Annotated in this window: 20 protein-coding genes; 6 read left to right on the forward strand and 14 right to left on the reverse strand. The window is 73.4% G+C overall.

What is annotated here, in order from left to right:
* The first annotated feature begins 314 nt into the window (after nt 1–314).
* Nucleotides 315–2,492: a SpoIIE family protein phosphatase gene (locus tag BG482_RS37040; protein ID WP_069773600.1), complete on the forward strand. Its 2,178-nt coding sequence runs from the start codon at nt 315–317 to the stop codon at nt 2,490–2,492.
* Nucleotides 2,493–2,616: 124 nt separating this feature from the next.
* Here BG482_RS37040 and BG482_RS37045 read toward each other — a convergent pair whose 3' ends face one another.
* The gene (locus BG482_RS37045; protein ID WP_069773601.1) at nt 2,617–3,801 is read right to left on the reverse strand and encodes a polyketide synthase; all 1,185 of its coding nucleotides are present in this window, start codon (nt 3,799–3,801) and stop codon (nt 2,617–2,619) included.
* 436 nt (nt 3,802–4,237) lie between these two features.
* Here BG482_RS37045 and BG482_RS37050 point away from each other — a divergent pair, with 436 nt between their 5' ends.
* A complete protein-coding gene (locus BG482_RS37050) occupies nt 4,238–4,672 on the forward strand; it encodes a DUF3592 domain-containing protein (protein WP_069773602.1) in 435 nt (144 codons plus the stop codon).
* 60 nt (nt 4,673–4,732) lie between these two features.
* Here the strand turns inward: BG482_RS37050 and BG482_RS37055 are convergent, their stop codons facing one another.
* The 4 genes from BG482_RS37055 to BG482_RS37070 form a co-directional block, all read right to left on the reverse strand.
* Nucleotides 4,733–5,170 (reverse strand): glutaredoxin domain-containing protein, encoded by a 438-nt coding sequence (locus tag BG482_RS37055; protein WP_069773603.1) that lies wholly within the window; start codon nt 5,168–5,170, stop codon nt 4,733–4,735.
* Nucleotides 5,171–5,249: 79 nt separating this feature from the next.
* Nucleotides 5,250–5,876 (reverse strand): bifunctional 2-polyprenyl-6-hydroxyphenol methylase/3-demethylubiquinol 3-O-methyltransferase UbiG, encoded by a 627-nt coding sequence (locus BG482_RS37060; protein WP_069773604.1) that lies wholly within the window; start codon nt 5,874–5,876, stop codon nt 5,250–5,252.
* A gap of 126 nt (nt 5,877–6,002) precedes the next feature.
* The gene (locus tag BG482_RS37065; RefSeq protein WP_176741562.1) at nt 6,003–8,075 is read right to left on the reverse strand and encodes a SpoIIE family protein phosphatase; all 2,073 of its coding nucleotides are present in this window, start codon (nt 8,073–8,075) and stop codon (nt 6,003–6,005) included.
* Between the two features lie 380 nt (nt 8,076–8,455).
* The gene (locus BG482_RS37070; RefSeq protein ID WP_069773605.1) at nt 8,456–9,019 is read right to left on the reverse strand and encodes a hemerythrin domain-containing protein; all 564 of its coding nucleotides are present in this window, start codon (nt 9,017–9,019) and stop codon (nt 8,456–8,458) included.
* Nucleotides 9,020–9,501: 482 nt separating this feature from the next.
* Here BG482_RS37070 and BG482_RS37075 point away from each other — a divergent pair, with 482 nt between their 5' ends.
* Entirely contained in the window at nt 9,502–11,094 is a 1,593-nt protein-coding gene (locus BG482_RS37075) for an FAD-dependent oxidoreductase (protein WP_069773606.1), read from the forward strand.
* Entirely contained in the window at nt 11,091–11,312 is a 222-nt protein-coding gene (locus BG482_RS37080; RefSeq protein ID WP_069773607.1) for a hypothetical protein, read from the forward strand. Before BG482_RS37075 ends, BG482_RS37080 begins: the two co-directional genes overlap by 4 nt.
* 100 nt (nt 11,313–11,412) lie before the next feature.
* Here the strand turns inward: BG482_RS37080 and BG482_RS37085 are convergent, their stop codons facing one another.
* From BG482_RS37085 to BG482_RS37120, 8 genes are all read right to left on the reverse strand, one after another.
* Nucleotides 11,413–12,039, reverse strand: coding sequence for a TetR/AcrR family transcriptional regulator (locus BG482_RS37085; RefSeq protein ID WP_069773608.1), 627 nt, complete (start codon nt 12,037–12,039; stop codon nt 11,413–11,415).
* A gap of 205 nt (nt 12,040–12,244) precedes the next feature.
* The gene (locus BG482_RS37090; protein ID WP_069773609.1) at nt 12,245–13,069 is read right to left on the reverse strand and encodes an SDR family NAD(P)-dependent oxidoreductase; all 825 of its coding nucleotides are present in this window, start codon (nt 13,067–13,069) and stop codon (nt 12,245–12,247) included.
* Nucleotides 13,066–14,037 carry a fumarylacetoacetate hydrolase family protein gene (locus tag BG482_RS37095; protein WP_069773610.1) on the reverse strand — a complete coding sequence of 324 codons (972 nt, stop codon included), beginning with the start codon at nt 14,035–14,037 and terminating at the stop codon, nt 13,066–13,068. The genes BG482_RS37090 and BG482_RS37095 overlap by 4 nt, the downstream gene beginning before the upstream one ends.
* Nucleotides 14,038–14,084: 47 nt before the next feature.
* A complete protein-coding gene (locus tag BG482_RS37100) occupies nt 14,085–15,023 on the reverse strand; it encodes a VOC family protein (RefSeq protein WP_069773611.1) in 939 nt (312 codons plus the stop codon).
* A gap of 25 nt (nt 15,024–15,048) precedes the next feature.
* Nucleotides 15,049–16,083 carry an amidohydrolase family protein gene (locus tag BG482_RS37105; protein WP_069773623.1) on the reverse strand — a complete coding sequence of 345 codons (1,035 nt, stop codon included), beginning with the start codon at nt 16,081–16,083 and terminating at the stop codon, nt 15,049–15,051.
* Nucleotides 16,084–16,121: 38 nt separating this feature from the next.
* A complete protein-coding gene (locus tag BG482_RS37110) occupies nt 16,122–17,243 on the reverse strand; it encodes an FAD-dependent oxidoreductase (RefSeq protein ID WP_107450883.1) in 1,122 nt (373 codons plus the stop codon).
* A 35-nt stretch (nt 17,244–17,278) separates the two neighbouring features.
* Nucleotides 17,279–18,244 (reverse strand): cyclase family protein, encoded by a 966-nt coding sequence (locus tag BG482_RS37115; RefSeq protein WP_069773613.1) that lies wholly within the window; start codon nt 18,242–18,244, stop codon nt 17,279–17,281.
* Entirely contained in the window at nt 18,241–19,236 is a 996-nt protein-coding gene (locus BG482_RS37120) for a fumarylacetoacetate hydrolase family protein (RefSeq protein WP_176741561.1), read from the reverse strand. The genes BG482_RS37115 and BG482_RS37120 overlap by 4 nt, the downstream gene beginning before the upstream one ends.
* 132 nt (nt 19,237–19,368) lie before the next feature.
* On the opposite strand from BG482_RS37120, the gene BG482_RS37125 reads away from it, so the two are divergent.
* Nucleotides 19,369–20,307 (forward strand): LysR family transcriptional regulator, encoded by a 939-nt coding sequence (locus tag BG482_RS37125; protein ID WP_069773615.1) that lies wholly within the window; start codon nt 19,369–19,371, stop codon nt 20,305–20,307.
* A 319-nt stretch (nt 20,308–20,626) separates the two neighbouring features.
* On the forward strand, nt 20,627–21,910 hold the full coding sequence (locus tag BG482_RS37130) for an MFS transporter (protein WP_069773616.1): 1,284 nt from the start codon (nt 20,627–20,629) through the stop codon (nt 21,908–21,910).
* A 417-nt stretch (nt 21,911–22,327) separates the two neighbouring features.
* Here the strand turns inward: BG482_RS37130 and BG482_RS37135 are convergent, their stop codons facing one another.
* Nucleotides 22,328–23,599: a hypothetical protein gene (locus BG482_RS37135; protein WP_079142609.1), complete on the reverse strand. Its 1,272-nt coding sequence runs from the start codon at nt 23,597–23,599 to the stop codon at nt 22,328–22,330.
* Nucleotides 23,600–23,826 lie beyond the last annotated feature (227 nt).

Genomic DNA, 23,826 nt, shown 5'->3' on the forward strand with positions numbered 1-23,826 from the left:
CGGGTGGTGGCGGGCGGACCGCGCCGGGCGCTCACATCGCGGCCCACGGGTCCCCGGCCCGCACCGCACCGAGGCGGTGGCCGAGGCGTTCGCGGGGCTGCCGGACTTCCTCTCCGGGCGCGGGCCGGCCGACCGTGTCGCCCACGCCCAGGCGCCCGGCGCGGCCTCGCCCCGGCACCGCGCGATCCGCCGGTGTGGGCGATGCGACCCCCGGTGTTATTCAATGAGGTGTGCGGTGAGGGATCTCGGGGCCCACGTCGCACGGGTCCGAGTAACGACCCCGGTGCTGTGCCGGGGATTGCTGAGAGAGCCGCATGGACTCCACGCCCTCCTCCTCGCCCTCGTCGCCGTTCGACCTGGTCAGCAGCGCTCTCGGGCGCTACGTCCCGGGCGGCGGATCAGCAGCGGCCGCCGCTTCCGAGAACACGCGGGGAAACGACGCGCGGGAGGACCCCACGACCGGTCGTCCCGTGCCCGACGGCCCTGCGGCCGACCGGCAGGACCAGATCCTCGGCGTGGTCAACCTGGACAGGGAGCTGAGGATCACCCGCAGCAACCTGGACGCCGCCGTCTTCGCGGGCCTGGACGCCGGCGCCGGCAGCCCCTTCGCCGATCTCCTGCCGCCCGGGGACGTGCCGACGGTCACCCGGCGGTTGCGGCAGGTCCTGGAGATGGGCGAGGCACACGTGGCCCGGATCCAGCGTCTGCGGCGCGGCGACGGGTCGGAGCTGGTGGTCTCGATGAGCATCCTGCCGGCCGCGGCACCCCAGGAGGGCCTGACCGTCTCCTTGATCGCCATGGCCCGAAGGCTGCATCTGTACGCGGCCGAGACCGCCATCGGCACCTCCCTGGACATCGGCGAGACCGCCCAGTCCCTGGCGGAGTCCCTGCTGGCCTGGGGAGACGTGGCCGCCGTCGACCTCGACTTCGCCGTGTGGACGGGCGAGGGAGTCACCGAACGGGCGCCGGGGCGCATCCGGCTGCGGCGGGCGGCCCTGGTGCCGGAGCGGGCCTGGCCCGAGGGCTACATCACTCCCGGCGGCGACCTTCCGAGCGACGCGAGCCGTCTGCTGGCGCAGGCCGTGCGGCGCAACGACGCCCCGCAGGCCATCGTCATACCGGACCGGACGTCGGTCGAGCGGCTGCTCGGCAGTCCGCGAGTGATCCGTGCCCTGGTCCCCGGCGACCGGTCGGCGAGCGTGGCGTGCATACCCCTGGTCCTGGACGGCGAGCCGCCCGTCGTGCTGGGGGTGGCGGAGGTCTGGCGGAGGGCGGACCGCCCCTTCCACGACAGCGAGCTGTTCGATCTGCAGGAACTGGTGGCCAGGACCGCCCATCACGTCGACCTGGCCCGTCAGCACCAGCGCGAGCACACGCAGGTGCTGGCGTTGCAGCGCCGGCTGCTGCCCCGGACCGGCGGCCGCACCATCGACATCGCCAGCGTCTACCAGCCCGCGACCCCCGACAGCGCGGGCGTCGGCGGCGACTGGGTGAACAGCTTCCCGCTGCCGGACGGCCGTACCGCCCTGGTGGTGGGCGACGTCGTCGGGCACGGCCTGGGAGCCGCGGCGACCATGGGCCAGCTGAGCATGGAGGCCCGCGCGCTGCTGTCCGCGGGGCTGGCCCCCGACGAGGTGCTGGAGCACCTGGACGAGACCGTCACCCTGCTGGACGACGCGGAGTCCGGGCTGGCGGCCGGCTACAGCGCCCTGGGCTCGACCTGCTGCATCGCGCTGTACGACCCGGTCGGCCACCATGTGACGCTCTCCAGCGCCGGCCACCTCCCTCCGGTGCTGGTGCTTCCGAACGGCGAGGCGGGCCCGCTCGCGCTCCGCCCGCATCCCGGGCTGGGCACCGAGTTCGCGCTGCGGGAGCCGTTCGACGTGCACACGTTCGGGGCGCCGCCGGGCTCCCTGCTCGCCCTCTACACCGACGGTCTGGTGGAGGATCCGGCCCTGTCGATCGACGAGGGCATCGGCAGACTGGCGGACGTGGTGTCCACGGTGCATCCCTGGGACGCCCTGCAGCAGGCCGCCCGGCATGTCGTCTCCACGCTGGCGCCCGCGCGCCAGCGCGACGACGTGACGCTGCTGCTCGCGCGCATGATCGGTTACCGCAAGGGCGACACCGCGACCTGGCGGCTGCCCGCCCGCGACGACGCGCCGGCCCGGGCCCGCGCGCACGTCTGCGCCCTGCTGCGGCAGTGGCGCACCAGGGACGACACCCGGGACGACGTGCGGCTGCTGGTCAGCGAGCTGGTCACCAACGCGGTGCGCTACGCGGCCGGCCCCATCACGGTACGGCTGATCAGGGCCGGTCACGGTCTGCTGTGCGAGGTGGGCGACACGGGCAACGGCAGGCCGCGCCTGAGCGCGGGCCGCCTCCTCGACGACGGCGGGCGCGGCCTGAACATCGTGCACCGGCTCACCACCCGGTGGGGGGTGCGGTGGACGGACACCGGCAAGGTGGTGTGGGCGGAAATCCCGGGGTGACGTGCCCGTCAGCGGACCGGGGCGAACCTGGGGCACCGGGGCACCGGTGACGTGGCCGGGAGGGGCGTGATCGTGATCGATGATGCGGCGGGCCGCTCGCCTGCGGGGACGGTGTGGGCTCGCGCTACAGCCACTCCCCCGCCAGGGCGGTGGCGGTGAGGCCCGGCGCCGCGGCGTACAGGACGGCGCGATCGCCCGACTTCTGCCCGGCGTCGTGCGCCCGCCTCAGGATGTCGAAGACGGCCGCGCCTCCGCGGTTGCCGCTCGTGTAGCTCTGCCGGCTGTACTCCAGCAGGCCCGAGGGCCACGTGTCGGGCATCGTCTGCTCCATGTACTCCAGCACCCGGGTGCCGCCGGGGTGGGCGAGCAGCAGGTCGGGGTGCCAGGAGTCGGGGTCGTCCTGGTACCGGACGCGCAGCCATTCCCACATGGCGGTGACCGTCTCCTGCACGGCGCGCGGCCCGCGCCGGTCCATGACGAAGTGGGCGCCGTCCGCCCGCGTGTCCAGGCGGTGCAGGTCCTGGGTGCCGGGCAGGGTGTGGTGCCAGGCGCCGTCCAGCCGGAGCACCGACTCGCGTCTCGGACGGCCGGTGACCACCGCGGCGACCGCGGTGTCCGCGAACAGCAATCGGACGATCAGGGACTCGAGGGTGTCGTCCGCGGGCTGGTAGGTCGTGCTCAGCGCCTCCGCGATCACTACCAGGACCACCCGGTCGGGGTCGGCGGCCACGAGGTCCGCCGCTAGGGCCAGGGAGCGGGTCCCCGCGACACACGCCCACTGGGTGGCCGGCAGCAGCATCACGTCGTTGCGGAGCGGGAGCCTGTTGGCCAGGGCGAGGTCCAGACCCGGCAGGGCCGGGGTGGTGGAGTGACTGGTGATCAGACAGTCGACGTCCGCGGCGTCCAGGCCGGCGATCTGCAGGGCCCCGCGCGCCGCGCGCTCCCCGTAGGACTGCACCGCCTCCCAGGCCGGGGCGGTGCGCTCCTGAACGGTCTGGGGCGCGGGTATCGCCTCGAGGGCGGCGATCACGCGGTCCACGTCCTGCTGGGCGAACCCGTCGCGGGCCAGAGCCTCTTGGGCGGCCCCGACGCCGACCTCCCGCAGGCCGCCGCCGGCGCCGGGCGCGACGGCGGTCTCCAGCGGGAGCATCCAGCCACGGGTCTCGATGCCCGTGCTGGCCGCGATGCCGTCGACCCGCGGCGCCCACGCCGCATGCGGGTGCCGGTCGCGCACCTCCGCCACGATCTGGCTGGTCTCCACGGCGTGCTCACCGTGTATCACGGCAGGGGGACAGAGGTAAGCGGCCATCAGGGGCACCTTTCCAGGGGGAGCAGGGAAGAACGTCACGAGGGCTGCGCCATGGGCCTCTTCGGAACTTCGCGCCCATGCCGACGGGCTCCGCGTCGGGAGCCGCTGTCCGTGTTGCGTGTCGAGCATGGACGCCAAAGGGACATTTCCGCTGTGACTCAGACAACTTGGGCGACACCAAGAGGGGTGATACGGCACACATCGCCGAAGCGGGGGCCTGCGGACGGTCCCACAGGGCCGAGGCTGACAGCCCGTCGGTTCCGACCGCCGTCAGGCACGCAGACCGTCCGGGGGACGGCCGTCGAAGGGCGATGCGACGTGCGATCTACGTGGTTCCACCGATGCCCCGCGGGCACGGCCCTGCCAGACTCCTGCGGCAGCCGCGGGGCCCGACGATCGCCCGTCGGCCGCCGAGCGTTCGGAGAGAGGCCGTGAGGTGAGCAGGTTCCTGCCTCTGCTGGAGATGTGGGCCGCAGTGGTGGCCCTGGCGACGGCAGCGGCCGCGGTGGCGCGGACGCACGCCGGGTACGTGCGGCCCCACCTGAGAGCCACCACCGGCGTGGTGGCCGGGCAGACATACGTCCACGGGGACGAGTACAGCGCCGGAGGGTATGTGCCGACACTCGAATTCGCCATCGAGACCGGCCAGTCGGTGCGTGCCAGGGCGCGAGGGAAGCCGCTGGGCGAGCCGTTGGAGGAGGGGGCCGAGGTCGCCGTGGTCTACCGGCGGGACAATCCCAGCAGATGCTACGTCGGCAGCTTGGACGACCACGCGCCGGAGACGGACGTCAGTGTCTGGGCGACGTGCCTGGGCGTCGGCCTGGTGGGCGGCTTGTTCTTCGGGTCGGTCGCGCTGGTGATCATGCTGTAGTCGCTCGACCGGAACCGGACCGGCGCCGACCGCCCGCGCAGGGTCCGCCGCCGCTCCCGATCAGACGCGGCGGGAGAGACGGTCGCGCACCCACCCGGGGTCGGGGTTGGTGTGCGCCCTGCCGGCCACGACGACGGTCGGCACGGTCTCGTCGCCGTCGTTGACCGCTCGCACCGCCGCCGCGCCGGCCGGGTCCCGCCAGATGTCGACCCAGTACAGTTCGCGGGCTCTGCGACCCAAGCGGATGCGCAGGCGCAGACAGTACTGGCAGCCGGGCCGCCAGTAGACGATCGGGCGGCCGTCGGCCGTGCTGCGGCGTCGTGCCTCCAGCGCATCGATCGATCTCGGGAAGACCAGAGGCGAGTTCACGCCCGCGAGCAGCGCGAACACCACGAGGAGTGCTACGGCGGCGACGGGGGCCCCGCTGGACGCGAGCCGGGCCCCGACGGCCGAGCCGCAGAGCATCAGCAGTACCGGCAGGATCCAGGCGCGGGTCATGAGGGCGAAGGCTACCGAAGGGGCGAGTGGCCGACGGCAGCAGGTCCGCTCCCCGGGGCGGGTCGGGCGGTGAAGCGGGTCAGGCGGTGGGGCGGGCGTGCACGCTCACGGCGTAGCCGCCGCCCGGACGGTAGGGGTCGCCGGTCCAGGTGGCACAGCGTTGCCGCAGCGTCAGTCCGGCCTCGGCGCACCAGTGGTCGAAGTCCGTCAGCGTCACCGTCGGTTCCGGCAGCGGCAGGTGTTCCGCGTCCAGCCCCATGCCGGTGACCAGCAGTCCGCCGGGGCGCAGCACGGCGGCGAGTTGCCGCACGACGGCCGGTTCGGTTCCGGGAGCCAGCAGGGGGACGACGTTTCCGGCGGCGAGAGCCAGGTCGAACCCGGGTTCCAGGCCGAGGCCGTCCAGGTGCGTCAGGTCCGCGTGGATCCATTCCTGCGTGGGGGCCTCGCGGCGGGCGACGGCGAGCATGGAGCGGTCGACGTCCACGCCCGTGCAACGGTGCCCCAGCTCGGCGAGCCGGATCGCCACCCGCCCGGTGCCGCAGCCGGCGTCGAGGACCCGGGCGGCAGGTGCCAGCAGAGCGTCGCAGAAGGCGGCCTCGCCGTGGACGTCCTGACCCGACTCGGCGAGCTGCGCGAACCGGCGGGCGTAGGCCTCTCCGTCCTGTCCGCCGGTCAGTTCGGCCCAGCGGTCGCGTCGGCTGTTCATGGTCTGCGTGCCTTCCGGTGGTCGGGACGAGGGCGGTGCCTTCACGCATTCTCGCTTCTCGCCGCCTCCGGCGCGGTGGAGAGCGCGACGCCGGCCGCGACGGGACCCCGACAGCGGCCGCCCGGTCTACAGCGAGCGGATGAGCAGCAGGGCGATGTCGTCGCTGTGCGACGCCGACGGCCCGGTGTGCTCCACCAGATGGTCGGCGAGGTCCTCGATGCTCGCGGTGTCGGCTCGGGCCAGTCTGTCGGCGAGGCGGTGGATGGCGTCCTCGAGGTCGACGCCGGGTGCTTCGACGAGTCCGTCGGTGTACAGCGCGAGCACCGCGCCGGGCGGCAGGGAGATCTCGGTGGTGGGGTAGTCGGCCGTCGGGTCGATGCCGAGCAGGAGCCCGGGCGTGAGGTGCAGGACGTCGGTGCGGCCGTCCGGGTGGCGCAGGAGGGGCGGCGGGTGGCCCGCGGTGGCCAGGCAGGCACGGTGGCGGGCCGTGTCGAGGGCGATGTAGGTGCAGCTGGTGAACAGGCCGGGGTCGAGGTCGGTGAGCAGGCGGTTGGTGCGGGCGAGGACTTCGCCGGGAGGCGCGCCGGCGGTGGCGTGGACGGCGGTGCGGACCTGCCCCATGAGGGTGGCGGCCTGGACGTTGTGGCCCTGTACGTCGCCGATGGCCGCGGCGGCGGTGGTCTCGTCGAGCTGGATGAAGTCGTAGAAGTCGCCGCCGATGCCCGTACCGCGCGCGGCGGGGAGGTAGCGGGCCGCCACCTCCAGGCCCGGGACGCGGGGCAGGGCGTGGGGCAGCAGTCCGGCCTGGAGGTTGCGGGCGAGGTGGTGCTCGGCGTCGTAGAGATGGGCGCGGTCCAGGGCCTGGGCGATCAGTCCGGCCAGAGCGGTCAGGACGGAGCGTTCCTGCGGGGGGAACGGGTGGGGCCGGTGGTAGGCGAGCACCATGGAGCCCACGGGGCGGCCGGTGGTGATCAGCGGCAGGAACGCCCAGGAGGCCATGCCGTCCTGGAGGACGGCCGGCGGGTGTGCCCGTTTCAGCTCCGCGAAATCGGCGAAGAAGCACGGGTTGCCGGTGGTCAGCACATGGACGGCCGGGGTGTCGGAGGTCAGGGGGACGGCGTCGAAGCGCTCCATGAGGTCGGCGCTGTAGCCGCGGTGGCCGACGATCCGCAGTCGCCCCTCCTGCGCGGTCATCAGCGCGATGGCGCGGGCGCCGAAGGCGGCCAGGACCTGGTCGGCGACCCGGTCCGCCACGTCCGACACGCCCACGGCCTCGGTGAGGGCGACGGCCAGGTGCGTCAGGGCGTAGAGGGCGGTGGCCCGGCCCGGTTCGGCGGGCGGCGCCGGATGGACCAGCCGCGGAGGACGCGAGGTGTGCGTCGGCCCGGCGGGGACGACGCGCACGCTGATGCCGGTGGCGTCCGGGTACAGGTGGAAGGACAGCCAGTGGTCCGGGGGACGGTGAGCGGTGAAGGACGTGGGCTCGCGGCTGAGCGCCGCGGACCGGTAGCGATCGTCGGCGACGGGGGTGTCCAGCCAGGGCAGAGCCTCCCAGGGCCGTGCTCCGAGCAGCTCCGAGACCCCGACGCCGAGGAGGTCGGCCGCGGCGGTGGTGATGAAGGTGATGCGCCCGTCGACGTCCAGCGCGCAGCAGCCGTCGGGGAGACGCTCGGCGAAGCCGACCGCGGCCTGCGCCTCACCCTCTCCGACGGTACGGACCGGCCGCGGAGGCAGTGTCAGAGGCTCGGTCCCGGGCCGCACCCGGCGTCCGCTCTCGGCGGCCTGCCGCAGGATCAGGCCCAGGCGGTCGCAGACGTCCTGGATCGCCTCGCGCTCGTGCGGGCTCAGGGCCGGCGGGTGTGAGGCGGGCCAGTGCAGCACGAGGCCGCCCCATACGGTCGGTCCCGTCGTGATCGGGGCGGCGGCCAGGGCGAAGGGGTGGGGCAGGACGAGCGCCATTTTGGGGTAGCAGCGCGCCCGTTCCTCCTCACTGCCGATCCACACCAGCCGGCGTTCCCGGACGGCGTCGGCGACCGGGGTCGACTTGTCCAGGGACACGCGTGCCCAGGGGACGGCGATCCGCCACGACACCCCGCTCAGCAGCGCCACCTGCAGCACGGGTTCGTCCGGCGCGAGCAGGTACACCGCGATGACGCTGGCGCCGCTCTCCCCCGCGAAGTCGAGCGCGATCGACTCCATCGCCTGCGGCCCGAGGCCCTCGGCGGAGTCGGTGGACGCGGTGCCGGTCACCTGCTCGCCTTCCTCCGCGGCCACGGGACGACTGCGCACCGCGCGCCTTCGCGGCGACGTCGCGCCGTTCCGGCGCCCATGACCGGACCGGCGCCCGTCTGCGCCCGGACGGCACCGCCGTGCCGGGCGGTGGGGGCCGCCCGGCGGATCGTCCGGCCGGCCGGTACCGGCGGGTGCGGCGCGACTGCGCCCGGGCGGCCTCCGCGGTCCCTGTCGGAACCGTGTCGCAGCGGGGCCGTGCACCGGCAGCGCCGACTTTCTCCCATATGCGGACAATATGCGCACCAGGCGGTGATGTCACACGGGTGCCGACGGCGTTGCGGTCCTCGTCAGCCCTGCTTGCCGCGCCCGGTGAGCATGTCGCGCAGGCGGTCGACCAGGCCGGCGCCGGGCGCCAGGAGCTTGTTCGCGGGCGGGGTGTCCGGCGCGGACGGGTGCGGGCGCGTCGGAGCATGCCGCTTGGCCGAGCGGACCTTCTCGCCGAGCTCCTCCAGAGCGTCGGCGGAGCAGACGTCGGCCAGCATCGGGAAGAGCCGGTTCTCCTCATCGCTGACATGGGCCGTGACGGAGTTCTTCAGCCGCATGATCAGCGTGTCGAAACGCGCGTCCCCGGGCTGGCAGCCCTCGAGCTCCTTGAGCATCTGCTCGACCTCGGCGTGGTCGGCGAGCTCCTTGTCGGCGAGATCGTCTCCCCCGTCGACGTACCGGCGCACCGTCGGGTACAGGTGCTCCTCCTCCGCCACCGAGTGCCGGATCAGCTCCATGGTGAGCCGGTCGGCCAGTTCGCGTCGCTGCTGGTCCGGCCCCGGGAGGGCTTCGATCTGCGCGAAGAGCTCGTCCACCTCCCTGTGGTCCGCGGTCAGTTCCTGGATGACGTTGCCGCCGTGTCCCATGCGTTCTCCACTCCTTGACGCTCCGAGGCCCGGGCGACCGGCTTCGTCCGGCCCTTCGCCGACTCGGCCGCCCAGCACCGATACCTGCCACGCGGGCACGGGCGGCCTCACGCCGCTCGGACACTTCACTCCGGTGGCGGACGGGTTCCGGCCTCTCGCGGGAGCGTCTGGCGCAGTGGCCGCCCGCGGGCGCGGTGGCCGCGGCCTTGACACCTCCGCCTTATCGGTAACACTGTATCCATTATGAGTTCCCGGTCTGGGCCGCAGCCCGATTCCCGGTTCGTCGCGGTGCGGTCTGCGCACGAGCGCCGGCCCGCGCTCGACGATCGTGGACGACGCCATGGTGGACCGGGCCCGCCGGCTCATGAGCCGGCCCGGCGACCGCTCGGCCTTCATCGACCTCTGCAACACCCCGAACAGTCTCGCCACGTCGCCGACCAGATCGCCCCGTTCGTGGCCGCACCCGCCGAAAGGCTCGACTCATGAGCGACCCACAGATCATCGACGTCCTGGTGGTCGGCGCGGGCCCCTCGGGCTCCGCCCTGGCGATCGACCTCGTACGCCGCGGACTCGACGTCCGCATCGTCGACCGGTCACCCCACGCCTTCGACGGCTCCCGCGCCAAGGGCGTGCAGCCCCGCAGCCTCGAAGTCCTCGAAGACCTCGGCGCACTCGACGACGTGCTGGCCGGCGGCAGCGTCTACCCCAGGCTCGGGCTCCACGCGGGCCCGCTCGCCGTGCCATGGAGGATGTTCCCCCACAAGGAGGCGACCCCGGACGTCCCCTACCCGAACACCTGGCTCATCCCCCAGTTCCGCACGGACCGCGCCCTGCACGCCCGCCTCGGCGCGCTCGGCCGCGAGATCGAGTTCGGCCGGGCACTGACCGGGCTGACGCAGGACGAGCACACGGCCGTCGCCGAGGTGACGGGCGCGGACGGCACGGAGGAGATCGCCGCCCGCTACGTCGTGGGCGCCGACGGCGGCTCCAGCGCCGTGCGCAAGAAGCTCGGCATCGGCTTCGTCGGGACGACGCACGAGAGCGACCGGGTGCTCGTCGTCGACGCCTCGGTGACCGGTCTGGCCCGTGACCGGTGGCACATGTGGCCCGGCCGGGGCGGCAGGCTCATCGGCGCCTGCCCGCTGCCCGGCAGCGACCTGTTCCAGTGGATGATCCGTCTCACGCCGGACGAGGAACCCCCTGCGGAGAAGGACGGCATCCTCCGGCGGATCCACGACCACACCCACGACCGGCGCATCCAGCTGCACGACATCCGCTGGAAGTCGGTGTTCCGGCCCAACATCCGCCTGGCGGAGCGTTACGGCCGAGGACGAGTCCTCCTCGCCGGCGACGCCGCGCACGTCCACCCCCCGGCCGGGGCCCAGGGCCTGAACACCGGCATACAGGACGGCTACAACCTCGGCTGGAAGCTCGCCCAGGTCCTCGCCGGAGCGGACGCCGCCCTGCTGGACACCTACGAAGCCGAGCGGCAGCCGATCGCCGCCGGGGTCCTCGGCCTGTCCACCGAGAAATGGGGCGGCATCGCCAAGCTCGACCCGTCGAGCATGAAGCGGGGCAAGGACGAGCAGCAGCTCGCCCTGACCTATCACGGCGGCCCGCTCGCCCCCGCCGACGGGATGCGCACCGAGACGCTGCGGGCGGGCGACCGCGCCCCGGACGCCGAGCTGCTCGGCGCCGACGGCGTCGGGACCCGGCTGTTCGACGTCTTCCGCGGGCCGGACTTCACCGCCGTCGCCTACGGCCCCGGCGCCGCCCGGGATCTCGACGGCCTCGACTGGCCCACGGCGGGCGCCCGGCTCAGGCGGCTCACCGTCGGGCCGGCCGCCGCCGGCGGCCTCGCCTTCTCCGACCCCCGGAACACGCTGCGGCGGGCCTACGGCCTGACCGGCGACACGCTGCTGCTGATCCGCCCCGACGGCTACATCGGGCACATCGCCACCCGGGACTTCCTCACGTCCACACAGACCGCCGTACAGGCGATGACACCGCGGGCAAGGAGCCGCACCATGCCCCGTCAGAGCCGCGTCCAACCCGGTCCAGGAGCCGCCGGATGAGCCGCCTCCTGCTGCGCGACCTGCGGCCGGCGCACGACCCGGTCGCCACGGTTCTGCCCACCGGCATCGCGAACATCGAGGCCGTGACGGTCGCCGGCAGCTGCCGCAAACGCGATCACGCCCTGCTCACGTCCGGCCTCGACGAGGTCCGGGACCGGCTCCGGGAGTCGGGAGAGCGGCTGCTGGGCACCATCGGGCCTGCAGGCTCCCCCGCCTGACCCACCGTCACGGCCCGGAAACGGGACCCTCGCGCCGACGCGCCCCACGCTGCCTCCCCCCAGTCGGCGCGAGGGCCGCAGGCCCGCATCGCCTGCCCGGTCAGACGTCGTCGCGCAGGCGGGCGAGTCCGCTGAGGAGAAGGTCGAGGCCGAAGGAGAACTCGTCCTCGATCGGAACGGGCATCGACCCGGCGACGGCGAGGGTCGCCGGGAACAGGTCCGGATCCACGGCGTGGAAGGCAGCGGACAGGTCTGCGTCGCCGAGTCGCCCCGTGCCGTCCTGTCCGGGTCCGTCGACCTGGACGGCGAATCCGAGGACGTAGCGGGCCAGCGTCGCGTATGCGTGCGCGGCCACCCGCTGCGGGAAGCCACTGCCGAGCAGCACCGCGACGCAGTGCTCCCGCAGTGCCATCGCGTTCGGCCCCAGGGGAACCCGCTCGACCATCAGGCGCGCCGCGTTCCGGTGTCCCGCCAGGGCTTCGAACATGGTGTGCGCGACGGTCCGCAGCGCCTGCTCCCAGCCCAGCGCGAGGAGTTCGTCGCCGTCGAGCTGCACGGCGCCGAACATCCGGTCCACGACATGGGCGACCAGCGCGGCACGGTTGTCGAAGTGCCGGTACAGCGTCGCCGTGCCCGACCCCAGACGCTGGGCGAGCGTCCGCATCGAGAGTGCGTCGGCGCCCTCCTCGTCCACGATCTGCAGGGCGGTGGCGACGATGCGCTCCAACGGGACCGGCGGCCGTCCCGGAGAACGCCGAGCCGGTCGCGCGACCGCTCGCGCAGGGTCGGCTGCTGCCACGGACGTTGCACCTCCTCGGCCGGCACCTTGACAGCTACACCGTATCCGGTAGGGACATGGCGGGCCTGGCGGACTCCCTGTTCTCGCAGGTGTTCGACACGACCCGCCCGGTCGGCGCTCGCGCTCACCCTGTTCATGGACGTGGTGCCTTTCGGCCCGGGAGTGCGGACGGCCGGTCGCCCCCCTCCGGAGTCACGGGAGCCGGGACGGCGGCGGCCGGACTCAGCGCGTCCGCGAGGGACTTGACGCCGCCGTGCGCGGTGAGTCCGCCGTCGACGGGGATCTCGGCGCCGGTGATGAAGGACGACTCGTCGGACAGGAGGAAGACCACGAGCGGGGCCACCTCGTCCACGGTCCCGGTGCGGCCGAGCGGGGTCTCGCGGATGTTCGCCTCGCGGAAGGCGGACGCGGCGGAGGCGGTCATCTCGGTCTCGATGAAGCCGGGGTGAACGGTGTTGACGCGGATGCCGCGCGGGCCCAGCTCCGTGACGGCGGCCTTCGACAGCCCGCGCAGCGCCCATTTGCTCGACGTGTAGGCGACCGGGTAGTGACCGGTGAGCGCGGCGGTGGAGCCGACGTTGACGATGGACGAGCCGGGCGGCATGAGGGGCGTGAGGTGCTGGATGCCGAGGAGCGGGCCGATGACGTTGACGGCGTGCACGCGGGCGACGTCGTGGGGGGTCACCTCGCCGAGGCGGGCGCGCCAGGTGACGCCCGCGTTGTTGACCAGGCCGTGCACCTGACCGTAGGACTCCCGCAGTTCGGCGGCCAGGTGCGTCCAGTGCTCCTCGTCGGTGACGTCGAGTCGACGGCAGCCGGGCGCCGGGGTCGCGTCGACGGCGACTACGCGAGCCCCCTCGCGGGTCAGGGCCTCGGCCTCGGCGGCGCCCTGGCCGCGCGCGGCGCCGGTGACGACGACGACCTTGCCCAGGAGCCTTCCGGGGCGGGGGTCGTTCACGGCCGCTCCCGGGTGCGGCGGCGGGCGGTCGGCAGCGGCGCCGGGTCCTCGCCCGCGACCACGGTGTTGGAGACGGCGCCGATGCCCTCCACGGTGAGCGTGACGGTGTCGCCCGGCTTCAGCGGCGGCGGCCACTGCTCGCCCCGGACGCCCCAGAGCTCGGCGAGGCAGCCGCCGTTGCCGCACGTGCCCGAGCCGAGCACGTCGCCGGGGCGGACGACGGTGCCGCGTGAGGCGTAGGCGACCATCTCCTCGAAGGTCCAGCTCATGTTGGACAGCAGGTCCCGGCCGACGACCTCGCCGTTCACCGAGGCGGTCAGCGCCAGGCGCAGGAACCCGTCGGCGTCGCGACAGGGCTCCAGCTCGTCGGCGGTGACCAGGTACGGGCCCAGGGTGGCGGCGGTGTCCTTGCCCTTGCACGGGCCGAGGCGGACCTGCATCTCGCGGGACTGGAGGTCGCGCGCGGACCAGTCGTTGAACACCGTGTAGCCGACGATGCACTCCCGGGCCTGCTCGGGAGTCAGGTCGCGCCCCTCCCGGCCGATGACGGCGGCGACCTCAAGCTCGAAGTCGAAAAGCTCGCTGCCCGGCGGCACCGGTACGTCGTCGTGGGCCCCGATGACCGCGTACGGGTTGGTGAAGTAGAACGTCGGGGCGTCGTACCAGGCGTCGGGCACCCCGCCGGCGCCGTCCACGGAACGCCGTACCCCTTCGACGTGCTCCTCGAAGGTGACGAAGTCCCGCACGGTGGGCGGCTGCAGCGGCGGAAGCAGCCGCACCTCGGACACATGGGGGCCCGGCGGGGCGTCGAGCGCGGCGGCCCCGGCGCGCAGGAGGGCGTCGAGTCCCCCGCCGGACCCGATCAGCTCCGTGAGCGAGCGCGTCCCGGGGAGCGGGAGGAGGACGCCGTCCTCCTCCACGACGGCGACCCGGCGTCGGCGTCGGTGTTCATAGGTGGCGAAACGCATGCACGGCTCCTGGCTCCGTGGTCGGGTGAGGCGGGCGGTGCGAGGGGTCAGACCGGCGGGGCGACGAAGCAGCCGCGGTCGACGTCGTTGAAGGACTCCTTGGCGACCAGCTCGTTCATGGGGTTGGCGGTGCCCCACTGGTCGGTGACCTCGGGCTGGGAGAAGTCGTGGATGTGCGGGTGCCAGGTGTCCTCGTCCAGCAGCTCCAACTCCGTCGTGTACTCCACGGTGTTGCCGTGCGGGTCGAGGAAGTACGTGAAGGTGTTGTCGCCCGCCAGGTGCCGGCCGGGGCCCCAGATCTTCCGGACGCCGGCCCGCATCACCCGGCCGGAGCCGCGCATGTACTCGTCCAGACCGCGCATCTCGAAGGACACGTGGTGCAGGGACGTGTGCGGGCCCTTGGCGATGGCCATGGAGTGGTGCTGGTTGCTGATCCGCATGAAGTGCATGACGTCGCCGACGTACGGCGAGCTGAGCGTGTCGGAGTGACGGAAGCCGAGGTGCCGCTCGTACCACTCACGGGTCCGGTCGAGGTCCGGCGAGTTCAGCACGACGTGCGACAGCTTGACCGGGATGGACTCCTTCTCCTCGATCCTGCGGTGCTGCCGTGCGTCCACGTCGGCGGAGACCTCGATCGAGCGGCCGTCGACGTCGAAGAAGCGGAAGCCGTAGCCGCCTCCGGGCGTGTCCACCTTGCCCGGCCGGGAGATCAACCGGACTCCGCCGGTGAGCAGTCGCTCGGCGAGGGTGTCCACGTCCGCCGCGCTCGCGGCCCCGTAGGAGACCAGGTCGAGGCGCTTCTCCTGCGCCTTGCGCAGGCGTACGACGTACTGTTCGGGGCTGCCCTCGGCGGCGAGGAAGGAGATGCCGGAGTCCTCGGCGACCTTGGTCAGGCCCCAGACGCCGGAGTAGAAGTCGAGCTGCCTGTCGTAGTCGGGCACGGCGAGGTCGACGTGCCGCAGATGCGTCAGCAGACGTGCGCTCATGGTGGGGGTTCCTTCTCTGTGAGGTTCAGGTCAGGCGCAGCAGGGCCGCCGCGTTCCCGCCGCGGACGGCGTGGAAGTCGGCGTCGAGGAGCATCGCGGCGCGCAGTGCGCCGACCGGGTCCTCGGTGCCCATGTCGAAGGGGAAGTCGGAGCCGAGCAGCACACGGTCCGCACCGGCCGCGCCGATCAGCGCCCGCAGGACGTGCGGGTCGTGGACGAGGGAGTCGAAGTAGAGGCGCCGGAGGTAGCTGCTGGGCCGATGGAGGCAGCCCGTGCCCGCGTCGGAGCGGACGGACCAGGCGTGGTCGGAACGGCCGATGTGAGTGGGCAGATAACCGCCGCCATGCGCGGCGAGCAGCTTCAGCTCGGGGTGCCGGTCCAGGACCCCGGAGAAGATCAGGTGCGAGAGCGCGACGGCGTTCTCGGCCGGCTGGCCCACGGTGTTGGACAGGTACCACCGGTCCAGACGCTCGTCGAGCGTGCAGCCGAAGGGATGCAGGAAGAGGATCGCGCCGGTCGCCGCGGCCCGGGCCCACAAGGGCTCGTACGCCGGGTCGGACAGTTCCCGTCCGGGGGCGTGGCTGGAGATCTCCACGCCGAGCAGCCCCTGTTCCAGGGCGTGGTCGAGGGCGCGCACCGTCTGCCCCGGGTGCTGGAGGGGGACCAGTCCGAGCCCGCGCAGCCGGTCGGGCGCGCCGGCGCAGTGGGCGGCCGTGGCTTCGGCCGCGAGCCGGCAGACCTTCTCGGCCGTCTCCTCGTCCGCCCAGTAGTGGTAGTGCGACGGCGAGGGGCTGACCAGCTGCACGTCCACGCCCTGCGCGTCCATCGCGGCCAGTCGCAGGCGCACGTCGGTGGCTCTGGGGAGGACGGCGCGGACCATGGGCCCGCTGACCGCGAGCGACGCGGGGCCGTTGCGGCGCGCCTCCAGGTCCCTGGCCGCGGCCAGTCCGGGCAGGCCGGACACGAGGGCCTCGGCCTCGGGGACGAGGAGGTGGGCGTGGACGTCGACCGTCGGGGAAGGGCGCGTGTCGGCGGTCGAGGAAGGGCGGTGGCCGGGCAGGGGGCCCGGCCCGGCAGCGGCCTGCGGGGGCGGGGCCGTCACGGCAGTTCCCGGAGCGCGGTCATGGTGGCGCCCATCAGGCGGGGCACGTCGCCCTGCACACCGTCGAGCTGCCACTGCCCGATCTGCACGGACGCGTCCACGACCATGCGGACCCGGTCGATCCGCCGCTCGTGGTAGCGCGTGAACAGCTCCGTGTCCCAGGCGGACCCGCTGGTCAGGAGCCGGGACAGCACCCAGGCGTCCTCCAGGGCCATGGCCGCGCCCTGGGCCATCGTGGGCGGGCAGCAGTGCGCGGCGTCGCCGACGAGGACGACCCGCCCGCGGTGCCAGGGCCCCTCGACCAGCATCCGGTCGAACCGGGTGTAGTTCACCTGGGCCGGGTCGGTGATCGAGTCACGGATCTCGTCCCAGGGGCCGCCGTAGCCCTCGGCGAGGCGGCGCATCTCCTGAGCGTAGGACTCGGGCGGGATCGTGGCGCGGTCGCGGCTGGGCTCCACCAGGTAGGCGTAGACCGTGTCCTTGCCGGTGGGCGTGTAGCCGGCGATGTAGCAGGGCCCGCCGTGGGAGAGGTCGCTGCGCTCCACGCCGGCCGGGCGCGGCGCCGGGACGCGCCAGATCGCCATGCCGGTCGGTTCGGGTTCGGCGTCGATGCCGATGGCGGCCCGGGTCGCGGAGTGCAGGCCGTCGGCGGCCACGACGAGGTCGTAGCAGTGCTCGGCGCCGTCGCTGAGGCGGACGGTCACCGTCGTGTCGTCCTGGGTGAGGATCTCGGCGGTGGCGCCGAGGCGGACGTTCGCGCCGGACGCCCGGACGGCGTCGACGAGGATGCGCTGGAGCACCGGGCGCTGCATGCCCAGGGTGGCGGGGAGGTCGTCCCCGCCGGTGCGCAGGACGTCGCCGACGTGGAGCACGGCGCCGTCGGGCGCCGTCAGCCCCAGGGAGTCGAAGGCGAAGCCGTGGTCGCGGACTTCGTCCCACACGCCGAGCTCGCGCAGCACGCGCAGGGCGTTGCCCTGAAGGGTGATGCCGGAGCCGCGTACGTTCCCGTCCGGCCTCGCCTCGACGAGGTCGACGTCGATGCCCGCCCGCCGCAGCAGCACGGTCACGGCGTTGCCGGCGGTGCCCCCTCCGACGACCAGGACTCTCTTTCTTCGCATCGTTGTCTCCATGGCCAACTCCTTTGTCGGACAGGTCACTTGACGGCGACCGGGTTGACGGGGGAACCGACGGCTCCGGTGATGGGCAGGGGCGCGGCGGTGAGCCAGAACTCGTACACGCCGTCGCGGGCGCAGTCGTCCGCGAGGGCGTCGGGGTCCCACATCTCGCCGATCAGCAGGCCCGTGTTGGGGATGGCGACCTGGTGCAGCGGCTGGAAGGCGGCGTCGAACTCGTTCGGCCGTACCTCGAAGCCCCAGGTGTCGGTGGCGATCGCGGCGATCTCGCTCGCGTGCAGCCAGCCGGCCGTGGTGAAGGACAGCCCGGGCGAGTCGCCGCCCGCGTAGTCGCCCCAGCCCTCGCGGCGGGCGCGCGACAGCCGTCCGGTCCGGACGACGACGATGTCACCGCGGCCGACGGCCGTGCCGTGCGCCGCGGCCGTCGCGGTCAGGTGCTCCTCGGTGATCGCGAAGCCGTCCGCCAGTTCTCCGCGCCGGTCGCCGATCACCCGGCCGACGTCGAGGAGGACGCCGCGTCCGGCGACGTGCGGGGCCATGTGCTCGATGCCGGTGACCAGGTCGCCGTCGGAGGTGACGACCTTCTCGGCGTCCCGCCCGTTCCACGCCTTGCCGTGGTCGAAGATGTGCCCGAGCCCGTCCCACTGGGTGGAGCACTGCAGGGGCATCGCGATCACGTCGTCGGCGCCGCCGATGCCGTGCGGGAAGCCCTGGTTGCCGAGGGCCGCGTCGGTGCCCGTGTCCAGCATGGTGTGGACGGGGTTGGTGCGGCGGCGCCAGCCCTTCTGCGGCCCGTTCATGTCGAACCGCTGCGACAGCGAGAAGCTGACGCCCCGTCGGACGAGTGCCGCGCCCTCGCGGCGCTTGGCCTCGTCGAGGTGGTTCAGCGTGCCGAGCACGTCGTCCTCGCCCCAACGCCCCCAGTTGGAGTACGCCTTGGCGGCCTCGGCGATCGCGCCTTCCGGGTCGCGCCGGTCAGGGCTCATGACGTCGCCTCCCGCAGACACCGCGTGCGCTGCGCGCCGAGACCGGTGATCGACCCCTCCATGACGTCCCCGTCGCGCAGCAGCCGCCCCCAGTGCATGCCGTTGCCGGCCGGACTGCCGGTCAGCACCAGGTCGCCGGGCAGCAGACGTGAGGTCCGGGAGATGTACGACACCAGTCGCGCGATGCCGAAGAGCATGTCCGCGGTGGACTCGTCCTGCATGGTCTCGCCGTTGAGCTTCAGGGTGACGCGCAGGCCGCCGGGGTCCGTGATCGACGCGGCGGGCACGATCCAGGGTCCGAGCGGGGTGAATCCGGGGGCGTTCTTGCTGCGCAGCCAGTCGGTGCCGATGGCCTTCATGTCGCGGCGGAAGACGGTGGCGCGGTCGGTGAGGTCGTTGGCGACGGTGTAGCCGGCGATGTGCTCCCCTGCCTCGTCCACGTCGACCCGATAGGCGGGCCGCCCGATGACGACCGCCAACTCGAGTTCCCAGTCCGGCTGTTCGGCCCAGTCCGGGAGGACGACGTCGTCGTAGGGGCCGGTGATCGCGCTCGGCAGGCCGATGAACACGTACGGCAGGTCCTCGGCGGCCCTGCGGTCCATGACCGCGGCGATCTCCGCGCGCGCCTCCTCAGGGGTGCGGGGGTCGTCGGGGGCCCGGTGGGCCACGTCCAGGTCGATCACGTGCTGCCGGTAGTTGGCGCCGGACTGGAAGACCTGGCGGGGCTCGACCGGGGCCCGCACCCGCAGCCCCTCCAGGGGGCGCCAGTCGGCGCTCTCGTCGGCTGCGAGTTCGTGCAGGCGAAGGAGCAGTGCGTCCCAGCGTTCGAAGATCTGCCGGGTCGTCAGGGCGGGCTCTGCGAGGGCCGCGCGCAGATCCAGCACGCGCCCTCCAGGAGTCACGAGACCGGGGAAGGAAGCCTGGCCCGGGACGGAGAGGGAGCCGAGGGCGAAGGGTCCGGAGAAGGACGCGGAAGCGGCTGCGGGTTTCACGGGAATGTCCTCCAGATTGCGGTGGAACCAATCTGACCCCCCGGGCGTAATCTGGGAAATAGATTCTTCGGATGTTGATCATCCGCCGTGCAGATGCTCCTGTCCCCCGGCGGATCCGCTCTTGGAGGCGTCGTGTCCCTCTCCGGCCTCGATCTCAACCTCGTCCTGTCCCTGCGGGCCCTGCTGGAGGAACGCAATGTCACCCGCGCCGGGCGGCGCGTCGGGCTCAGCCAACCGGCGATGAGCGCCGCCCTGGCCCGTCTGCGCCGCCACTTCGACGACGACCTGCTCTCCCGCGTCGGCAAACAGTACGAACTGACCGCGCTCGGCCGCGCACTGCTGGACCGCACCGCGACCGCGTGCGACCTGCTGGAACGGGTCTTCACCAGCAGGGCCGACTTCGCGCCGGGCAGCGAGGAGCACGAGTTCACCCTGCTCACCTCCGACTACGCCCTCAGCGTCTTCGGCGCCGAGCTCGCCCGGAGGGTGCACGCCGAGGCCCCGGGGGTACGGCTGCTCTTCCGGCGGACGCCCGGCGACGTCACCGAGGACACGGAGGCGCTGCTCAGCACGGCCGACGGGCTGCTGCTGCCGCACGGCGTCATCGGCGGGTTCCCCGCCGTGGAGCTGTTCGCCGACCGGTGGGTCTTCCTCGTCGCCGAGGCCAACGACGAGGTCGGCGACCGGCTCACCCTGGACGACCTGGCCCGGCTGCCCTGGGTCACCTACCAGCGCCTCTACGATGCCCCGGCCGCCCGGCAGCTGAGCATGCTCGGCATCGAACCTCACGTGGAGGTCTCCGTCGACAGCTTCCAGGCGCTGCCCTTCCTGGTCGCCGGCACCCGGCGGATCGCCCTGGTGCAACAGCGGCTGGCCGAGCTGCTGAGCGGGGTGGCGGCCGTACGCCTCATGGAGGCGCCCTACGGGGCGGTGCCTCTCCAGGAGGCGCTGTGGTGGCATCCGGTGCACACCCACGACGCGGCGCACATCTGGCTGCGCGAGACCGCGGCCCGGGTGGGAGCGGAGCTGGCCGCGTCCGAACCCGGCCGGATCGCCGCGCCGTCACCGTGACCACCGGGCCGCGGGGCCCTCGAGCGGGTCGTGCCGTCCGGTATCCAAGCCCTGGATGATCCGCATCTTCGATATCGATCGGATGAGGGCTAGGCATGACGTGCCCGTGGGCCCATAGTCGTCTCAACCCGGCACCGGAGCCGCACCCTCACACGCCGCCGGGACCGCGCGGGAGCCCGGCGCGCCGGGCCGCCACGACGCCGGGCGCCCGTGGCAGCCGTCGCCTTTCCGCCGCCGGGCCGCCCCGCAAGCCGGGCGGCCCGACCACGACGGCCGTACCGTCCCGTTCCCCTCCCGACACGCCACGTGGAGTTCCCGCATGCCTGCATCCGTGTCCCCGCTCCCGTCGCCGCCGTCCCGCGCGGTCACGGACGCCCAGCCCGAGGAGACCGTGTCCGGCCCCGGCCACCGGCTCCGCCTCACCCTGCTGATGGCCGGCGCCTGTCTGCCCATTCTCGGCGCCGTGCTCATCGCTCCCGTCCTGCCGCAGATGCAGGACCACTTCGCCGACGTGCCCGGCGTCGACGCGCTCGTCCCCATGGCGCTGACGATCCCCGCCCTGTCGCTGGCGCTGCTGGCCCCCTTCGCCGGCGTCCTCGTGGACCGCCTCGGCCGCACACGCCTGCTCGTCGTCGCGACCGTGGTGTACGCGATCCTCGGCACCGCCCCCCTGTGGCTGGACTCCCTCGTCGCCATCGTCGCCAGCCGCGCCCTCGTCGGCGTCGCCGAAGCCGCCATCATGACCTGCTGCACCACGCTGCTCGGCGACTACTACTCCGGCCGGCAACGCGACCGCTATCTCGCGATGCAGACGATGTGCGCCTCGATCTCCGCGACGGCCTTCTTCGTCCTGGGCGGCGCGGCCGGCTCGGCGGGCTGGCGCACGCCGTTCTGGGCCTACGCCGTGAGCCTGCTGCTCGCGCCCGCCATGGCCGCCTTCCTGCCCCGGCCCCGACCGGACGGCCTCGCGGGCGAGCCCTCCCCCGTCCGGGAACCGGTCACCCAACGCTCCTTCCCCTGGCGCCCGCTGGCAGGCACCTGCGCGCTGACCGTCCTCGGAGCCGTCCTCTTCTACACCGTCCAGGTGGAGATGGCGTTCCTCCTGGACGACATGGGCGTGAGCGACTCCGCGGTGATCGGACTCGCCGGCGCCGGCTCCAGCGCCGCGATCGTGATCGGCGCCTTCGTCTTCACCCGGGCCGGCCGGCGCGCGCAGGACTGGCTGCCCATCGCCTTCGGGCTGTGCACCCTCGGCTTCGCGGTGATCTGGCTCGCCCCCGACCCCGTCGTGCTCACCCTCGGCGCCGTGATCAACTGCCTCGGCGGCGGCATCATGCTGCCCAGCCTGCTCACCCTCGCCATGTCCCGGCTCGACTACGCCGACCGGGGCCGGGGCACCGGACTGTGGACGGGCTCCTTCTTCCTCGGCCAGTTCATCTGCCCGCTCGTGGTGCTCGCCCTCGCCTCCGCCGTCGGCACGAGGGCCGACGCCCTGGGCGTACTCGCCCTCGCCGGGGCCGCCGCCACCGCAACGCTCGGCCTTTCCGCCCGTCGGCGCCGGACGGATACCGCCCCGCGACCGATCCGGCAGACGGCGGCCTGACCCGACGCGGCACGCCCCCCCCCACGCGAACCACCCCCCGCCCCTGTCCCCTGCCCCCGTCCACTGCCCACCACCCGTCAGTCGCGCTCGGGCGGCGCGGACGTCCCCGCTGCGCCGAGCGCTTTCCGTCCCACCGGAGAGACATGCCGACCCTGATCGCCGCCATCCGCCGCACACCGGGCATGACGCACCGGGCGTTCCGGTACGCCTTGGGCTCGAGGTGCGCGTCCTCGAAGGCGTTGTGCTCGCTCTGGTGCGAGACCGGCGACGGCCCCCACGACTCGGCCCAGATCTGCGGGTGTTCGTCGAGCAGTCCGCCCCGTCGGGCGAACGGCGGGGCGAAGGGCGGGGGGACCGACGAGAGCCCGCGGCCTCGCGAAGGGGTTCCGAGCGGTCGGGGCCCCTGGCGGACGCGGGCTACCGGACGAAGGTGATCGGGTACTTCGACGCACCGCCGTCCAGCAGGTGGTCGTCGCGCCCCTTAAGGAACCGGTCGAAGAACGAGGCCACCAGCGCCCGGTTCGCGGCCACCGCACGGTGCGGGTCGACCGTCCCGACCGCCTCGGCCAGCGTCGCGGCCGGCACCCGGTCGGCCAGCTGCGGCAGCAGCGCCTCGGCGTCGGTGAAGGACGCGTGCGCTGAGTCGTCCAGCGTGACGTCGGCCTTCCAGCCCCGCTGGTGCTGCCAGAACGACGCCCAGGACGACTCGCGGTGCACGTCGCTGCCGTTGGCCGCGGAGCTGTTGCCCATCAGCAGGAGCGGGCGGTCCAGCCCGTGCAGCGCGACCTCGCTCAGATTGCTGCCGTCGGGCTTGACGGAGTACTCCAGGGTGCCGTCCATGTCGACGCCGGCCTTGATCCGCGGATCGCCGTACATCGTGTTCGCCGCCGTGAACCCGCCGGCGGAGTGCCCGAGCATGCCGATCCGGTTCAGGTCCATGGCGCCGGTCAGGCGGCCCGGCAGGCTCGTCAGCCGGTCGAGCACCAGCCGGGTGTCGGCGGTGCGCGCGTCCATCAGCTTCGTGAAGAACGCCAGTGTCGTGCCGTTCTCGAACGCCTGGGCCCAGGCCGCCGTCAGCGGCCCGTTGCCGACCATGTGGCCGTCCGGGAACTGCACCCCCGGCGCCTCCCCGGTGTGGTCGACGGTGACCACCACGAAGCCGCGCGAGGCGAGGTCCTCGACCAGCGACACGTTCCAGTCCCGCGGGTCCCCGGCGCCGGGCGAGTACAGGACGACCGGGAAGCGGCCCGGCGCCACCGCGGCGTCCTTCGCCGAGTGCGTCCTGGTCGCGGCCCAGTCCACCAGGCCCGCGGGCAGTTCGTCTCCCTCCTCGACCGCCGACCCGACGGCCGCGGCCACCGCCGGCGGCAACTGCCGCGTGAACGGCCGGTCACCGGTGTGCCCCGCCGGATAGAAGACGCTGACCATCAGCTCGCGGTAGGGCGTGTCGGGCGTCCACGGGTCCGGCCGCTCGTCGTCGACGAGCCGGAAGGCCGACTCTCCGGTGGCGTAGCGGCCGCGCGGCGCCGGAAGCGTGAGCGTCCGGCGCTTCGCCGGGCTCGACGACACGGACGGCCCGGCCGCGGCGTGCGAGGCCGACCCCGCCGAAGCCGGGACCGCGGTCGAGACGGCGAGACCGGAGACGACGACGCCGACCAGGGAAACGGCGGCGAGGCGAGAGCTGCGCATGGGAGGTTCCTTCGGGTGCGGCGCTGCGGTGGGCGGACCCCTCGACCTTCGCAACGCGACTCCCCGCGAGCCATCGTGCCAGCAGGCCTTTCACTCCTGGGGCAAGCCGTACCGCCGTCGGGCGGACAACCGCCGCCGACCGTGACCGTCCGGCCGAAAGCGGTTGCCATCACGCCAGGGAGCCAAAAGTGACGCAAACTCGCGCGCATACTTCGCGAATAATCCGA

This window comes from Streptomyces sp. LUP30 (assembly GCF_001746365.1).
Taxonomy (GTDB): domain Bacteria; phylum Actinomycetota; class Actinomycetes; order Streptomycetales; family Streptomycetaceae; genus Streptomyces.

Excerpts from the sequence above, each read along its gene's own strand:
- BG482_RS37040 (WP_069773600.1), top strand. The coding sequence starts at position 315 with ATGGACTCCACGCCCTCCTCCTCGCCCTCGTCGCCGTTCGACCTGGTC.
- BG482_RS37045 (WP_069773601.1), bottom strand. The coding sequence starts at position 3,801 with ATGGCCGCTTACCTCTGTCCCCCTGCCGTGATACACGGTGAGCACGCC.
- BG482_RS37055 (WP_069773603.1), bottom strand. The coding sequence starts at position 5,170 with ATGACCCGCGCCTGGATCCTGCCGGTACTGCTGATGCTCTGCGGCTCG.
- BG482_RS37060 (WP_069773604.1), bottom strand. The coding sequence starts at position 5,876 with ATGAACAGCCGACGCGACCGCTGGGCCGAACTGACCGGCGGACAGGAC.
- BG482_RS37065 (WP_176741562.1), bottom strand. The coding sequence starts at position 8,075 with ATGGAGTCGATCGCGCTCGACTTCGCGGGGGAGAGCGGCGCCAGCGTC.
- BG482_RS37070 (WP_069773605.1), bottom strand. The coding sequence starts at position 9,019 with ATGGGACACGGCGGCAACGTCATCCAGGAACTGACCGCGGACCACAGG.
- BG482_RS37075 (WP_069773606.1), top strand. The coding sequence starts at position 9,502 with ATGAGCGACCCACAGATCATCGACGTCCTGGTGGTCGGCGCGGGCCCC.
- BG482_RS37080 (WP_069773607.1), top strand. The coding sequence starts at position 11,091 with ATGAGCCGCCTCCTGCTGCGCGACCTGCGGCCGGCGCACGACCCGGTC.
- BG482_RS37095 (WP_069773610.1), bottom strand. The coding sequence starts at position 14,037 with ATGCGTTTCGCCACCTATGAACACCGACGCCGACGCCGGGTCGCCGTC.
- BG482_RS37100 (WP_069773611.1), bottom strand. The coding sequence starts at position 15,023 with ATGAGCGCACGTCTGCTGACGCATCTGCGGCACGTCGACCTCGCCGTG.
- BG482_RS37110 (WP_107450883.1), bottom strand. The coding sequence starts at position 17,243 with ATGCGAAGAAAGAGAGTCCTGGTCGTCGGAGGGGGCACCGCCGGCAAC.
- BG482_RS37115 (WP_069773613.1), bottom strand. The coding sequence starts at position 18,244 with ATGAGCCCTGACCGGCGCGACCCGGAAGGCGCGATCGCCGAGGCCGCC.
- BG482_RS37130 (WP_069773616.1), top strand. The coding sequence starts at position 20,627 with ATGCCTGCATCCGTGTCCCCGCTCCCGTCGCCGCCGTCCCGCGCGGTC.
- BG482_RS37135 (WP_079142609.1), bottom strand. The coding sequence starts at position 23,599 with ATGCGCAGCTCTCGCCTCGCCGCCGTTTCCCTGGTCGGCGTCGTCGTC.